A 14,385-nucleotide genomic window follows, 5' to 3' on the forward strand; every position below is an offset into this window, starting at 1 on the left:
ACTGCGTTGCGCATGCGCGCGGCTGTCCCGATGTGCAGGGAACAGACTACCGGCACGAGGTGAAACTCCGTAGTCGAGAAGAGCCGATTGGGGCGATGCGGCGTTCTCCGTCCCGATCGTCTGCGTCTCTCACCTGGAGTGACGGTAATGGTGATTACCTATCAGTTATTCATCTGACAGTTGGTCACAGTGCCGATGCGGCGCGCTCGGCTTCCGACTCACTGGCGCCGCCTCGGCCCGCAACGGCGGTTCGGCGTTTCACGTGTCGACCACAGCCCACATCGTCGTCGATTTCTCACCGGCGACGAGAATGGTGCTGTAGCCGGAGGTCAGCTCATCGTATTGGTCGGCCTTGTGCTCTTCGACGAGTCTGCCGGTATCCGAGTCGTAGAAGCTCGTCTTCTTATTATCAGTGAGCACGACCAGCCCGACGTCGGGCAATACTCCCTCGCCGCCCCACGGAGTCGTCGATCTGTAGTCGCCAGCATTCCACGCCGTCTTCCCGGTCGCTGCATCGATGGCGACGACGCCTCCGTCGGGACCCGGCGCGAGTACCGCAGCCTTCCCTCGGCTGTCGAAAGGCACTGTTCTGGGAGCCCCCGAGTACAGCACGGTATCGAAAGCCATCTCCGGTGCATCCGCGAACCATCCTTCCGGCGACCCGTCCGAGCCCTGATATTTGACCGCCGAAGCGAACAGCTGCAGCTGCAGACACGCGGCCCGGCCTTCCGGCGTAAAGGTGAAGTCGGTCGAACACATCGGATCGGTCGTGTCCTCCATCGTCGCGGCGTTAGGGCCGGAGTCGGCGGCCAATGTCGCGCTGTCGGTCTCTTTGAGTCCAGCAGGAAGGGTCAGCTCAGCTGCTCTGCTGAACGCCTGGCTCATCGGGTCATCGGGGTCCTCGGCTCCGAAGAGGTAGGTCAGCGTGGTCTCATCGCTTGTCGGAAAGACGTCGAAGTGCTCGACTCCGGAGTCGTCGATCGCTCGAGCTTTGGTGATGGGAACAGTGGCATGGCGCCCGGTGTCCAACGAGATCCGTGTGACCATGGAGTCCTCCCCGGACTTCCATGACATGACTGCGTTCTTGCGGTCCGGCGCGAGGTGAATCAGGGAGCCGCCGAAGGTCCGACCGTCATCATCGATCGACAGCGACGGCCAGGCTTCAACCCCTGTCGATGGGTCAAGGGCGAACAACACCGCATTGCCGGCTTCGGAGGTAGGTGTGCAGTGCCCGTCCATTCGCATGCCGCTGTATTCGAGCAGGAGCAGGTCATCTTCGCCGAGGCGGTTGCCGAGCCCTGTCGACCGGGAGCCGAACGCCATCTGTTCATGACACGCATCGTCGGGGCCGGGAATGTCGAATGACCAGGCTTCCTCGCCGTCTTCCCAGGTGTAGGCAGTGACCGTTCCCGAGTAGTCGTTGACGATCACCAGGTCTCCCGCGGAATAGGCTTCTGAGCCTCCGCCTTCGTCATTGATGTAGGCGTCGATGCTCCACAGCTCTTCTCCGGTGGAATCGATCGCCCGCAGCTTCTCTTCGACCCAGTCGGTGACGAGCGCATGCCCCGCACCATCGTCGACGGTCAGTGTGGCGAAGTAATCGAGCTCGACCGGTTCGGCCAAGGTCGGGGTCGTCGTCGGCGATGGTTTTCCCTCTGGTTCGCCGCCGATGCTGCAGCCGCTCAGCGCCACTAAACCTGCCGCCACAACCGCCGCCCACATCCGCTTCATAATGCGTTTCTCCTGCTCATACCCCGGTGCATAGCTTGATCATATGCGGCGGCATTCACATTGGCACTTCGGGTGTGGTGAGCATAGAACCGCGCACTCGCCGAAAAACGGGCTGCGTGTCGAGTAACGGGGGTGCACATGCGTTTCTCGACGCTCAGCCCGTTTTTCGGCGGAGACTGCGAGCAGTGAGGCCCCTAAACCAGCCCCTGGTCCTCGGCGACTCGGATGGCGCGGGCCCGCGAGTCCACCCCGAGCTTCGTGAATACGTTGACGAGGTGGCTCTTCACTGTCGCCTCGGTGACGAAGAGCTCCTGAGCGATCTGCGCGTTCGACGCCCCTGTGGCCAAGAGTCTGACGACGTCGCGTTCACGCCGGGTGAGCTTCGGGCTCGGATTGCGCATCGCGGCGAAGACCTTCGACGAGATCTCCGGAGGCATATACGTCTCCCCCTTCGCCGCTTTCTCGATCGCAGTCGAGATATCCCCCGGGTCGATGTCCTTGAGCAGGTACCCCGAGGCCCCGGCGTTGATCGCGGCGATGATCTCCGAATCGAGGTCGAAGGTGGTGAGGATGAGCACCGCCGGCGGATTCGCCTTTGCGCGCAGTCGCTTCGTCACCTCGATGCCGTCGATCCCCTCCCCCAGCCGCAGATCGCAGAGGACGACGTCGGGGTCGAGTTCGTCGACGACAGTCAGCGCCTCCTCACCACTGCCGGCCTCACCGACGACGGCGATGTGGTCCGGAGCGTCGATGACTGACTTCAGGCCCGCCCGCACGACCGGGTGGTCGTCGACGAGGATGACTCGAATGCTCATGCGTTCTCTCCTGTGTCGGTGTTCTCGCGTGTGCCGTCTCCCTCGTCAGCAGTGCTGAGCCCCTCACCCCGGGTGTGCAGCTGGGACTGGCTCGGCAGGGTCGCGGAGATCGCAAAGCCGGATCCCTGACTCGATTCGATGACGAGTTCGCCGCCGAGTTCGCGCATCCTTGAGCCGATGAAGTCGAGACCGAATCCCGAATCGGGGTTCCGCTGCCGATTGTGAGGATCGTCCATTCCGACGCCGTCATCGACGATGTCCATCCTGATCGCCCCGTCGAGGTCCATGAGGCTGACCATCACTCGTGTGGCCTGCGAATGCTGCCGAACGTTGGCCAGCGCAGACTGCGCGGTCCGCAGCAGCGCCACCTCCGCCTCGGCGGACAGAGTCGGCAGGGTCTCGTCGACGTCGAGGCGACCCGTGATCGAGCTGTCCTCCTCCAGCCTGGCGAGCAGCCGACGGATCGCCGCGGTCAGCGCCCCGTCCTCGAGTTCGGCCGGGGCAAGGGCGGCGATGATGCGGCGGACGTCGCGGGAGCTCTGCGCGGCGAGCTCCTCGACCTGGGCGAGCACCTGCCCGGCGTGATCATCGGTGGTGCGCTCCGCCTCGGCGTGGGCGATGAGGCGGATCGACGAGATCGACTGCGCGATCGTGTCGTGGATGTCGCGGGAGACGCGGGTCCGCTCCTGGATCTCGCCTGCGTGGCGCTGGGTGAGAGCGAGCTCGTCCTGGAGGTCGAGCAGGTTCTGGTGTGCGAGCTCAAGCGAGCGCAGCAGTTCCTCGCGGCGGCGGCCCTCGCGCAGGAGTTCGATATAACCGCGGGACAGCCCGAGAGCGAACACGGCACCGATGAGGGAGCCGATGATGCTCGGGGTCGGCACCTGCCCGTAGTGCGCGAGTGGGGCGACGATTGTCGCGATGTAGGTGAGTGCGGTGAAGACGACGGCGATGCGCAGGGAGAAGAGGTGGCCTGCGAGCAGCCAGAGGAGGAAGGCGACCCAGATGAACTCGGCGGAGACGAGCAGGGTGCACAGCCAGGCGGCTGCGAGGACGATGAGCCACCATTTCGCGAGGACCAGTGCGCCGGAGCGCGCTGCGCGGACGGCGCCGAGGGCGTACCAAGCGAGGAAGACGACGCTCACGGTTACGGCAGCGAGCATCGGTGCACCGGCAGAGACCGCGCGGATACAGGAGATGAGCATGAGGACGAGCGCGATGGCGTGCTGACCGAACTCCATCGTGCGTTCCGTCCATTTGCGTGCGCCCACGCTGCCACCTTCCTGCAGATCGGCCTCGGCGATGAAACTGCCGAAGCGGTGATCCAGTGCTGTCATGATCTCCCTGCCAACTCAATCACATCCGAAACCCCGGTGGTACGACAAATGCGCGGCCCGATGCGAAAACCGAGTGGGCCCGGGCGACGATCTGCGTCGTCGCCCGAGCCCACCCAGCGTGACGGCTCAGTGCCTGCCGTGGTGAATCCCGGAACCGGAGTCCGCGAATTCCTTCTCGGCGAGCAGATGGGTGGAGTGTTCGTCACCGTCAGCCGCACCGGATGCCGCACGCTCGTGGAAGTGCGTGATCGCCTTGTTGGGCCACCACACCTTGTCGCCCACGAGTCCGAAGATCGAGGGGACGATGATGGTGCGGACGATGATCGTGTCGACCAGTACGCCGACTCCGACGATGAGGCCGAGCTGGCCGAGCACCATGAGCGGCAGCATGCCCAACGCCGCGAATACTCCGGCCAGAACGATGCCGGCACTCGTGATGACGCCGCCGGTGTGGGCGACTGCCTCGACCATGCCCTGGCGTCCGCCGTGGAGGACAGATTCCTTCTTCGCACGGTGGGCGAGGAAGATCGAGTAGTCGATGCCGAGTGCCACGAGGAAGAGGAACGCGAGGATCGGCACCTGTGCATCGAGGGCGGACTGACCGAAGATCGTCCGTGACAGGAACGCGCCGAGCCCGATGGCCGCCGCGGAGGAGACCACGTTGACCAGCAGCAGGGTGAACGCCGCGATGGGTGCACGGAGGATGACGAGCAGGATGATGAAGCTGATCGCCAAGACCATCGGAACAATGGTCATGAAGTCTTTCTGATTGCCGTCACGGGCGTCGAGCTCCGTGGCCGCTGCACCACCGACCTGAGCGTCGGCTCCGTCGATGGCGTGGACGTCGCCGCGGATGTCCTCAACGAGGTCGAGTCCCTTCGTGCTGTCGGGTGCATACTCGCCGGTCACCATGATCTTCGTGACCGAGGTGCCGTCGATGTTCGTGTCCTCGATCGCCGAGGCGCGCACGACGCCGTTCATATCGTTGACCGAATCGGCGACCTCATCGGCATGGTCGGTATCGGCGACGATCCAGATCGGCTGGGATTCCCCGGGCGGGAAGTGGTCGGCCAGGACATCGAGTCCCTGCGCGGATTCGGACTGGACCCGGAACTTCTCGGTCTGGTCGAGTCCGATCGAGGATCCGATGAACCCGGTGGCCATGACACCGAGGATGACGATCCCGGCACCGAGGTGGAGCCCCGGTTTGCGCACCACCCGAGTGGCGATGGTGCGCCAGATCGAGGGCTTGGCCGCACCTGAGGGTGCGGTCGCACCCTCAGGTGCGGTGGCACGGCCGGCGGCGGCTGCCTCAGCGGGGGTGAGTTCTTCATCCGTGCTCTCCTCGGCCTTCGGGATGAAGGGCCAGAACATCTTCTTGCCGCAGATCGCGAGTACGGGCGGCAGCGCGAAGAGGACGGCGGCTGCGGAGATGAGCAGGCCGACGGCCGCGGTGATGCCCAGGCCGCGGGTGCCGGGGATGATCGCGAAGACGAGGCTGAGCAGGGACAGCACGACGGTGAGGTTCGAGGCGAGGATCGTCGTGGCGGTGTGCGTCCAGGCGTCGGCGAGCGCGCGGCGGTGGTCGGTGAAGCGGCGCAGCTCCTCGCGGTAGCGGGAGATGAACAGCAGCGCGTAGTTCGCTCCGGCGCCGAAGACGAGGACGCTGATGATGCCTGCGTCGAACTGCAGGTCGAGCCAGTCGCCGACGGCCGCGGTCACGGTCGAGGCGAGTCCGTCGGCGGTGCCGATGACGATGAGCGGCAGCAGCCACAGGATCGGTGAGCGGTAGGTGATGATGAGCAGGAGGGCGACGATGACGATGGTGACGATGAGCAGCGTGAAGTCCGCGCCGTTGAATGCCGAGGCGATGTCGGCGCCGATCGCGGGACCGCCGGTGACCAGCAGGGACATGCCCTCATCGGTCAGTCCTGAAGCGGTCGGGTCGTCGGCGATGGCGGTGCGCAGGTCGTCGACGGTCTCGGCGGTGTCGGAGTTCGTCAGGCCGACCGTGATGGGCACCATGAGCAGCGCGGCCTGTTTGTCGTCGCTGAGGATCGGTCCGGTGACGGTCTCGGTGGATTCGTCGCCGACGGAGTCGCCGAGCGAGGAGCCGAGCTTCTTCAGCTCGGCCTGGTCGTCGGCGGAGAGTTCGGATCCATCCTCGTTCGAGGCCACGACCATGACGGACTGCTTGTCCGCCTCGGGGAACTTGTCGAGGACCTTCTGTGCCTGAGTCGATTCGGAGTCGGCCGGAGCGGTTTCGTTGGGCCGGTCCTCCCCTGCCCCGGACAGGAGTCCGAAGAGCAGAGCGACGAGGACGACGATCCCGCCGAGGACGAGCCACGAACCGCGCTTCGATGTCAGCGTATGTGCGGTTTTCGCCAGTGGTGAGTTCATGACTCCAGTCCATCAATCTATGGAGTCACACACATCGCCTGTGAGTTCGGATTCGATCTGCAACTTTCGATGGAGAAAACGCGCTGACCTGGGGCGATAGGTTTTCTGAAGGTGGAGGTTCCGCGGAGAGTCGGCGACTCAGACGAGCTCAGCGCCCGCCTTCTCGACCTCCGCGAGGGCGGCCCTGCTCGACTCGTCTCCGACGCCCGCGACGAGGTCGGTGAGCACGCGAACGCTCAATCCCGCACGCAGCGCGTCGAGCGCTGAGGCGCGCACGCAGTGGTCGGTGGCGATGCCGACGACGTCCACGTCGGTGATCGTGAGATCGCCAAGAAGCTCGCCGAGGCGGCTCCCCGTGTCCGTGATCCCCTGAAAAGCCGAATAGTCGGGTTTACCTTGGCCCTTGCGGACCTCATGGGTGATGGCCGCGGTGTCGAGGAGAGGATCGAAAGCCGCGCCGTCGGTGCCTGCGACGCAGTGGACGGGCCAGGAATCGACGAAGTCCGGGGTTTCGCTGAAGTGGCCGCCGTTGTCATTGTCGGCATCGTGCCAGTCGCGGGAAGCGATGATCGCGTCGTAGTCTCCGACATGGGCGGAGAGGTAAGCGGTGATGCCTTCGGCGACGGCGTCACCGCCGGTCACGCCGAGCGCGCCGCCTTCGGTGAAGTCATTCTGGACATCGACGATGAGGAGTGCCTTGGCCATGCCTCGAGCATAGGCGTTTCTGCGCGGAATTCCAGAGATGTGGCGAATGGGGACGGAAATCCAGTGCTGTGGCGAATCGGAGGGTCGAGCGATTCGTGTCGGCGCGGCTCAGCCGGTGGGTTTGTCGGCGAACCAGTAGAACTGGGAGAACTGCTGCGAACGCCCCAGCCCCAGATCGCCTTTGGCGAAGCGGCGGACCTCTTTGACCATGTTCCTCTCCCCCGCCGCCCAGACGTACAGTCCGGCGGTATCGAGGTCGAGTCCGCGCAGGCGATCGGCCACGGATCGATCCGTGCGATGCTGCGGGGCCGCCTCGGCGCTCACACCCTGACTCACCCAATGCCACGTCGCGTTGGGGTGTGCCGACTGCGGGAGCCCTGGCACTTCGGCCGGGTCGGCGGTGATCGCCACGGTGATGGCAATGTCGGCGGGGACGGCTTCGCACCAGGAATTGATGGCCGGGAGCGCAGTGAGGTCCCCCGCGAGGAGGAGGTGGGAGGTGTCGTCGGGCAGGTCGAGGCGCGCAGGGGTGAGGGCGGCTTCGATGGTGTCACCTGGGCGGACATGCGCCGCCCAGCGGGCCGCGGGACCGATGTCGGACGTGGATTCCGCCTCAATCGGGCTTGTCGAGCCCGCCAGGCCTGCCTGACCCGCAGAAACTGCCGGGCCCGCCGGAATTGCCTGGTTTGCCGGGCCGCCCGAATCGGCTTCTCCGAGGTCACCGTGGAGGACGAAGTCGAGGCTGAATGTCCCGGCGTGGAGGTCGATGGCCGAGAACGTGTAGCCGCGCTGACTCAGGTGGCCCTCGCCCTTCTCCGGGTGCGGGAACCACAGCCGGGTCCACAGAGTCGGGAAGACCTCATCGAGTTGGGCCAGCAGTTCGGCACCGGAGAAGTGGATCCGACGGTAGGTCGGGGTGAAGTCCGTGACCCCGGTGACGACCACTTCGTGATTCGTGATGCGCATCAGCCGCATCACTCCGCGTTGCCAGTTGACCATTCGCTCCACCCCTCGTTCGCAAGTCTTTGCTTAGCCTACCCTAAGCAAACGGCGACGGGAGTGTGAATCAGCGGATCAGACACTTCGGGACGGGAGTGTATGTGGAGTGGATCAGATCCATCGGAACTGGTGCATCAGTGGAGTGGGTCAGACCCAGCCTCGGGCTTCGAAGATGCGGTGGTAGATCTCGCGGACGACGGCCTGCTTGCGGGCGTTGTAGCCCATGACCGTCTCCCCGACCGCGTTCGATTCCGCGGCCGATGTCCGCTTCACCGACTCGTAGGCCTCGCGCTCGACCGCATGCTCCCGCAGCCGATCTCGGAAGAGCCGCATCCGTGCCACTTCCGCGCACCGGGGTCCGAAGACGTGCAGATTGCATCCCGGCTGCCCGGGTTCCGGGTCGAGCCGCTTGAACATCCGATGCTCGTACCACGCAGGTTCGCGGAGGGTGAGACCGAATCCCGCTTCGGCGAGCGCGGGGACATAGTCATCTTCGGCCGCGGGGTCGGCTACGACGAGGGCGATGTCGATGATCGGTTTCGCGGGCAATCCCGGCACCGAGGTGGACCCGACGTGGTCGATGCCGACGAACGCACCGCTCGGGCTCAGGGCCCGACGGATCCGGTGGGCCGCCTCGGCGAAATGATCGGTCCAGGCGGGGTCGTGGTCAACGATGGCGATCACGGACGGCGGCGTGGTCGGTCGCGTCCAGAGATCGGGATCCTTGACATCGTTGAAGGTGATGATGTCAGCGATCGCGGCTGACATCGGATCGGCGGACACACCGCCCGCGGCCTCCTGCTCAGAGGAGTCACCAGCGGACGGCTGCGTCATGCCTCAGGCCTGCTTGAGGGCGTGCTTCTCGGCCTTCTTCGCAGCTTTCCTGGCAGCCTTTGCGGCCGCCTTGTCGATGGCCTTCTGGTTCTCACCGGCGCCGATGAGGAGCAGCAGTCCGCCGAGCGCGGCGAGGTTCTTCGAGAACTGGGTCTGGTGAGCCTTCGCCTCTCCGCCTTCCATCTCCCAGAAGGAGTGTCCGGCGAGCGTGGTCGGGATGAGGGACCCGGCGAGTGCGAGTGCCGAGAGGCGCGGCTTGATGCCCAGCAGCAGGGTGGTGCCGGCGAGGATCTGGACGCCGCCGTTGATGCGCACGAGCAGCTCGTTGTCGTCGGGCAGCCCGGGCACGTATTCGCGGATGGCGTCCAGGGTCGACTCGGCCATCGCTGCTTTGCCTGCCGGATCAGTGACGGCCGAGTATCCGCCGCTGATGAAGATCGGTGCGGTGAACACGCGTCCGGCGGTCTGCAGCAGCGAAGGTCCGAAGGTCATATGGGGCTCCTGTGGGTTTGGGATTCCGGTTGATCGGGTTTTGAGCCTAGCCGACGCCGGGGCCGAGCCTCAAGATTCGGCGCCGGCCTTCCCTTTGATGCCCAGTTCCGGCTGCTTGCGGAACTGGCCGGTGACGACGAGCACTGCGATGACGACCGCTGAGACGATCCAGCCTGCGACTCCGAGGAACGCGACAAGCGCCGGATCCGGAGTCGACGCACCTGCATCGACGAACAGGCCCAGCAACATGGCCCCGCAGCCGTTGAGTGCGGCATGGGCGAACACGGCCGGCCATACGGATCCGGTGCGCAGGCGCAGCCAGCCGAAGAGGATGCCGACCATGACGCAGCCGCCGACCATGAAACCCACACCGGTGAGGTCGGGGCGCCCGAAGTTGTAGCCGAGCAGGATGAGCGGTGAGTGCCACAGGCCCCACACGACGCCGATGATGAGCAGTGCGGGCCAGGTGCCCAGGGGACGCAGACTGGTGAGCAGCCATCCTCGCCAGCCGAATTCCTCGCCGATCGTGACACCGACATTGGCCACCGAGCTGACGAACATGAGCAGCAGGTAAATGGCGATGGCGGCGGCAGTCGGCAATGAGTCCGTGCCGGGAATCGTCTCCAGCTGCGCCGTGAACCCGGACAACCCGTCGAGGTCGAGGGCGAGCCATCCGAAGGCCGCGCTGACCAGGTAGCCGAGGACGACGAGCACCATGATCCCGAAGAAGGCGGCGATGGTCATCCCGATGACTCGGCCGAAGCTGCGCAGCGGCCAGAAGCCGAAGTAGCGCGGAGCACTGGCCAGGACCTCTCCCCTGGCACGGGCGCGGCGGCGCTGGACGATGGAGGCAATGATGCTCGCGATGAGCGGAGTGAACATCATGGCGCTGCCGCAGGCCAGAAGCAGAACGGGATCGCCGATCCCCTCCGCGGAGAACCACAGCGGCAGGCAGGCCAGCCAAGCGAGCCCGAATGCGGTGACGGTGAAGATTCCGATCTCGAGCCACGGGACCCGAGCGGGCACGACGGCGAGCGGCCGTCCTTTCGCGTCGACATCCTCGGCGGGGGTGTGCGATCCATCCATCGCCGAGGCGGCAGAACCGGGCATGGAATCCGTCGTTCCGGGCCGGTGGGGTTGGATAGTGGGTTGAGGTGATGGCTCGGTCGGTCCGGTCGCCTCGGCGAATCCGTTGTGACTGTGCGTCTGCGTGTTCACGGTTCCTCCTCGATCCTGCACTGTGCCCACCGATTCGGCGGTGGTCCGTGCCTGTGATTCCACGCTATGACTCGTCGTTGTTCGACACCTCCGCCGCGAGGATGAAATAGCAATCAGCCGCGCGGGCGAGAACGCTTCCGCAGGTGAGAATCGGAGATACGATGCGAACAGCACAGAATCAACGACGATTCGAATGAAGGAACATCACCATGTCCGATCTCCCCTCGAACGCCCACCACCCCGCAGGCGTTCACAACTCCACCGGCAACCGGGCCGGCGACCACCTCTCCGATTCCGACCATCTGGCCGTCCTCGGCTACGAAGATTCCTTCGAACGGTCGATGAGTCCGTGGGCGAACTTCGCCCTCGGCTTCACCTACCTCTCCCCTCTCGTCGGTGTGTATTCGCTGCTGGCAGTGGCGCTCTCAACCGGTGGTCCGCCCTCGATCTGGTGGATCGTCATCGTTGCCTGCGGACAGCTGCTCGTCGCCCTCGTGTTCGGTGAAGTCGTCTCCCAGTTCCCCATCGCCGGCGGAATCTACCCATGGGCCAGGCGGCTGTGGAGCAAGCGATATGCGTGGATGGCCGCATGGATCTACATCTGCGCACTCATCGTCACGATCACCTCGGTGGCGGAGTTCGGTGCCGGATTCCTCGCGAGCCTCTTCGGCCTCGAACTCAGCCGCAACTCCACTCTGTTCCTCGGCCTGGTGCTGTTGGTGCTGGCCTTGGCGATCAACTTCTCGGGCACGAAATGGTTGGCCCGCATCGCGCGCATCGGCCTTTTCGCCGAGCTCATCGGCGTCATCGGGCTCGGCCTGTTCCTGCTCATCTTCGAACGCAAGCACAGCTTCTCCGTCTTCTTCGACACCATGGGCACCGCGGGCGACGGCAGCTACCTGCCCGTCTTCATGGGAGCTGCAGTCGCCGGGCTCTTCCTCTTCTACGGATTCGAAGCCTGCGGCGACGTCGCCGAGGAGGTGTCGAATCCGGCTCGCGGCATCCCGAAGGCGATGCTCATGACGATCCTCGTCGGAGCGGTCTCGGCCCTGTTCTCCTTCGGCGGGTACGTGCTCGCGGCACCGAATCTCGAGGAGATCGTCTCCGGTGAGGTCGCCGACCCGATTCCCGCGATCCTCGAAGGCAGCCTCGGAGCGGTGGGGGCGAAGATCTTCCTCGTCGTCGCTGTCCTCGCATTCATCTCCTGCGTGCTCAGTCTGCAGGCCGCCGCATCGAGGCTGATCTTCAGCTTCGCCCGCGATGGAATGATGCCCGGGCACCGGTGGCTGTCGAAGGTCACCGACGGGACGAAGATCCCGCACAATGCGCTCATCGTCGCCTGCACGGCACCCGCGCTGATCTGCGTGCTCATCTGGTTCAACGACGGAATCCTCGTCGCCGTGACCTCGTTCGCGATCCTCGGCATCTACCTCGCCTTCCAGATGGTCGTCCTCGGTGCGCTGCGGCAGCGGCTGCGCGGGTGGAAGCCGGCGGGTCCGTGGTCGCTGGGCGGTTGGGGAATCATCGTCAATTTCGCCGCACTGGCCTACGGCATCTTCGCTATGGTCCTGCTCTCGCTGCCCGGCGACTCCGGATCGTTCTTCGCCGACTGGATCGTGCTCATCGGTCTGGTCGTCGTGCTTGTCGCCGGATTCATCTATCTGTTCACGGCACGTCCGGATCGGAAGTCCGACGCTCCCGAAGGTGACGCCATCGCCGTCGCCGAGGCGATCCGGGCACACCGCGCGAAGCAGTAACTCACGCGGGTCGGGCGCGGCCCCGGATCAGACCCCGAACTCTGGCGCGAAGGCCAGGGCGCCCTCGGGTACCTCGCCTCCCAGCGGCATCGCCATGAGCGCTTCGTCGGGAACGTCGACGTGCAGGGTGATGCCGAAGCCTGAGGCTGGGGTGAACCCGAAGCGCGGATAGTACTCGGGGTGGCCGAGGACGACGGCGAATGCCTCACTACGGCGGGCCGCCTCGGCGAGGAGCGCTTCGATCACCGCAGTGCCTGCGCCAGTGCGCTGGTGCTCGGGCCATACGGAACAGGGCGCCAGGCAGACGCCTGGGGCCTCGCCGACGAAGCAGCGGGAGAGCATCGCGTGGGCGATGACCTCACCTTCGAGCACTCCGACGAACGACAAGCCCTCGACCCCATTGCCGGATCCGCGGAGGGCGTCGACGAGCTCTGCCTCGTCAACCTGGCCGAATGCAGCTGCGGTCAGCGCGTGGATCGCGTCGAAGTCGCCGGAAGTCTCAGGGCGGACGGTGAACTGAGGTACGGGAGGATTCGTCACCCGCTCACGATAGCAATCGGCGGGGCCGCCTCGGCGAGATTCCATCGCCTCACCAACTTCCCGCACATAAAAATACGGACCTATGCATAACAATTCGACAGACGGCGCACAATCACGTTACGCTGGTGACATGTCGAAAGTACTGTCTTCGCTCCCAGTCGGTGAGCACGTTGGAATCGCCTTCTCCGGCGGTCTGGACACCTCCTGCGCGGTCGCGTGGATGCGCCACAAGGGCGCCATCCCGTGCACATACACGGCCGATATCGGCCAGTACGACGAGCCCGACCTGGAGTCGGTGACCGATCGCGCCAAGGAATACGGTGCCGAGATCGCTCGCTTCGTCGACGCCAAGCGCCTGCTCGTCGAAGAAGGCTTCGTCGCCCTCCAGTGCGGTGCGTTCAACGTCCGCTCCGGAGGCAAGACCTACTTCAACACCACTCCCCTCGGCCGCGCTGTCACCGGGACCATGCTGGTCCGCGCCATGAAGGAGGACGGCGTCGACATCTGGGGCGACGGCTCGACCTACAAGGGCAACGACATCGAGCGGTTCTACCGGTACGGCCTCATGGCCAACCCGAAGCTGCGCATCTACAAGCCCTGGCTCGACTCGGAGTTCGTCGACGAGCTCGGCGGCCGACAGGAGATGAGCGAATGGCTCGTCGAACACGGCTACCCCTACCGCGACTCGGCCGAGAAGGCCTACTCCACGGATGCGAACATCTGGGGAGCCACCCACGAGGCGAAGACCCTGGAGTTCCTCGACGCCGGACTCGACATCGTCGAACCGATCATGGGCGTCGCCGCCTGGCGCGATGACGTCGAGGTCAAGTCGGAAGAGGTCTCGGTCCGCTTCGAAGCCGGCCGCCCAGTCGCCATCAACGGCGAAGTCTTCGACGATCCCGTTGCCCTGGTCTTCAAAGCCAACGAGATCGGCGGCCGCCACGGGCTCGGCGTCTCCGATCAGATCGAGAACCGCATCATCGAGGCGAAGTCCCGCGGCATCTACGAGGCTCCGGGCATGGCCCTGCTGCACGTGACCTACGAACGCCTGCTCAACGCCATCCACAACGAGGACACCATCGCCCTCTACCACGAAGAGGGCCGCCGCCTCGGCCGCCGGATGTATGAGGGACGCTGGCTCGACCCGCAGTCGCTCATGCTGCGCGAGTCCATGCAGCGGTGGGTCGCCTCGGCGATCACCGGCGAGGTCACCCTGCGCCTGCGCCGCGGCGACGACTACACGATCGTCAACACCGAGGGCCCGAACCTGTCCTACCACCCGGAGAAGCTGTCGATGGAGCGTGTGGGCGACTCCGCCTTCGGCCCCGAGGACCGCATCGGCCAGATGACCATGCGCAATCTCGACATCGCCGATTCGCGTGCCCGCCTCGAGCAGTACGCCGCCATGGGCATCGTGTCCGGCCCGACTTCGGAGCTCGTGGGCTCGCTGGAAGCCGGCGGCGCCGAGGAGATCGCGAACTCCAACGCCGAGGTGGACGAGGCCAGCGACCTCGCCAACCTCTCCTCGGCCTTCGACGCCGGCACGGACTGAGGTCCTGA

The 14,385-nt window shown here is 65.3% G+C and carries 12 protein-coding genes; 2 read left to right on the plus strand and 10 right to left on the minus strand.

What is annotated here, in order from left to right:
* Positions 1–258: 258 nt before the first annotated feature.
* The 9 genes from ACVZTU_RS15595 to ACVZTU_RS15635 form a co-directional block, all read right to left on the minus strand.
* Positions 259–1,731: an outer membrane protein assembly factor BamB family protein gene (locus ACVZTU_RS15595; protein ID WP_482400787.1), complete on the minus strand. Its 1,473-nt coding sequence runs from the start codon at positions 1,729–1,731 to the stop codon at positions 259–261.
* A gap of 194 nt (positions 1,732–1,925) precedes the next feature.
* Complete coding sequence (locus ACVZTU_RS15600) at positions 1,926–2,546, minus strand: response regulator (protein ID WP_482400788.1); 621 nt, start codon at positions 2,544–2,546, stop codon at positions 1,926–1,928.
* Positions 2,543–3,880, minus strand: coding sequence for a sensor histidine kinase (locus ACVZTU_RS15605; RefSeq protein ID WP_482400789.1), 1,338 nt, complete (start codon positions 3,878–3,880; stop codon positions 2,543–2,545). Before ACVZTU_RS15605 ends, ACVZTU_RS15600 begins: the two co-directional genes overlap by 4 nt.
* A 126-nt stretch (positions 3,881–4,006) precedes the next feature.
* On the minus strand, positions 4,007–6,280 hold the full coding sequence (locus tag ACVZTU_RS15610; RefSeq protein WP_482400790.1) for an MMPL family transporter: 2,274 nt from the start codon (positions 6,278–6,280) through the stop codon (positions 4,007–4,009).
* 138 nt (positions 6,281–6,418) lie between these two features.
* Complete coding sequence (locus tag ACVZTU_RS15615) at positions 6,419–6,985, minus strand: isochorismatase family protein (protein WP_482400791.1); 567 nt, start codon at positions 6,983–6,985, stop codon at positions 6,419–6,421.
* Between the two features lie 108 nt (positions 6,986–7,093).
* Complete coding sequence (locus ACVZTU_RS15620; RefSeq protein WP_482400792.1) at positions 7,094–7,984, minus strand: siderophore-interacting protein; 891 nt, start codon at positions 7,982–7,984, stop codon at positions 7,094–7,096.
* 147 nt (positions 7,985–8,131) lie between these two features.
* Entirely contained in the window at positions 8,132–8,818 is a 687-nt protein-coding gene (locus ACVZTU_RS15625; protein WP_482400793.1) for a GrpB family protein, read from the minus strand.
* A 3-nt stretch (positions 8,819–8,821) separates the two neighbouring features.
* Complete coding sequence (locus ACVZTU_RS15630) at positions 8,822–9,310, minus strand: DoxX family protein (RefSeq protein ID WP_172171684.1); 489 nt, start codon at positions 9,308–9,310, stop codon at positions 8,822–8,824.
* Positions 9,311–9,379: 69 nt separating this feature from the next.
* Complete coding sequence (locus ACVZTU_RS15635; protein WP_482400794.1) at positions 9,380–10,528, minus strand: CPBP family intramembrane glutamic endopeptidase; 1,149 nt, start codon at positions 10,526–10,528, stop codon at positions 9,380–9,382.
* Positions 10,529–10,737: 209 nt separating this feature from the next.
* Here ACVZTU_RS15635 and ACVZTU_RS15640 point away from each other — a divergent pair, with 209 nt between their 5' ends.
* On the plus strand, positions 10,738–12,285 hold the full coding sequence (locus ACVZTU_RS15640; protein ID WP_181270808.1) for an APC family permease: 1,548 nt from the start codon (positions 10,738–10,740) through the stop codon (positions 12,283–12,285).
* Positions 12,286–12,312: 27 nt separating this feature from the next.
* Here ACVZTU_RS15640 and ACVZTU_RS15645 read toward each other — a convergent pair whose 3' ends face one another.
* Positions 12,313–12,825 (minus strand): GNAT family N-acetyltransferase, encoded by a 513-nt coding sequence (locus ACVZTU_RS15645; RefSeq protein ID WP_482400795.1) that lies wholly within the window; start codon positions 12,823–12,825, stop codon positions 12,313–12,315.
* Positions 12,826–12,955: 130 nt separating this feature from the next.
* On the opposite strand from ACVZTU_RS15645, the gene argG reads away from it, so the two are divergent.
* Entirely contained in the window at positions 12,956–14,377 is a 1,422-nt protein-coding gene (gene argG / locus ACVZTU_RS15650; protein WP_139467983.1) for an argininosuccinate synthase, read from the plus strand.
* The last annotated feature ends 8 nt before the right edge of the window (positions 14,378–14,385 follow it).

This window comes from Brevibacterium sp. OS20 (genome assembly GCF_056837565.1).

Coding starts and splice junctions, on each gene's coding strand:
- ACVZTU_RS15640 (WP_181270808.1), top strand. CDS start 10,738: ATGTCCGATCTCCCCTCGAACGCCCACCACCCCGCAGGCGTTCACAAC.
- ACVZTU_RS15625 (WP_482400793.1), bottom strand. CDS start 8,818: ATGACGCAGCCGTCCGCTGGTGACTCCTCTGAGCAGGAGGCCGCGGGC.
- ACVZTU_RS15630 (WP_172171684.1), bottom strand. CDS start 9,310: ATGACCTTCGGACCTTCGCTGCTGCAGACCGCCGGACGCGTGTTCACC.
- argG (WP_139467983.1), top strand. CDS start 12,956: ATGTCGAAAGTACTGTCTTCGCTCCCAGTCGGTGAGCACGTTGGAATC.
- ACVZTU_RS15605 (WP_482400789.1), bottom strand. CDS start 3,880: ATGACAGCACTGGATCACCGCTTCGGCAGTTTCATCGCCGAGGCCGAT.
- ACVZTU_RS15600 (WP_482400788.1), bottom strand. CDS start 2,546: ATGAGCATTCGAGTCATCCTCGTCGACGACCACCCGGTCGTGCGGGCG.
- ACVZTU_RS15620 (WP_482400792.1), bottom strand. CDS start 7,984: ATGGTCAACTGGCAACGCGGAGTGATGCGGCTGATGCGCATCACGAAT.
- ACVZTU_RS15595 (WP_482400787.1), bottom strand. CDS start 1,731: ATGAAGCGGATGTGGGCGGCGGTTGTGGCGGCAGGTTTAGTGGCGCTG.
- ACVZTU_RS15610 (WP_482400790.1), bottom strand. CDS start 6,280: ATGAACTCACCACTGGCGAAAACCGCACATACGCTGACATCGAAGCGC.
- ACVZTU_RS15615 (WP_482400791.1), bottom strand. CDS start 6,985: ATGGCCAAGGCACTCCTCATCGTCGATGTCCAGAATGACTTCACCGAA.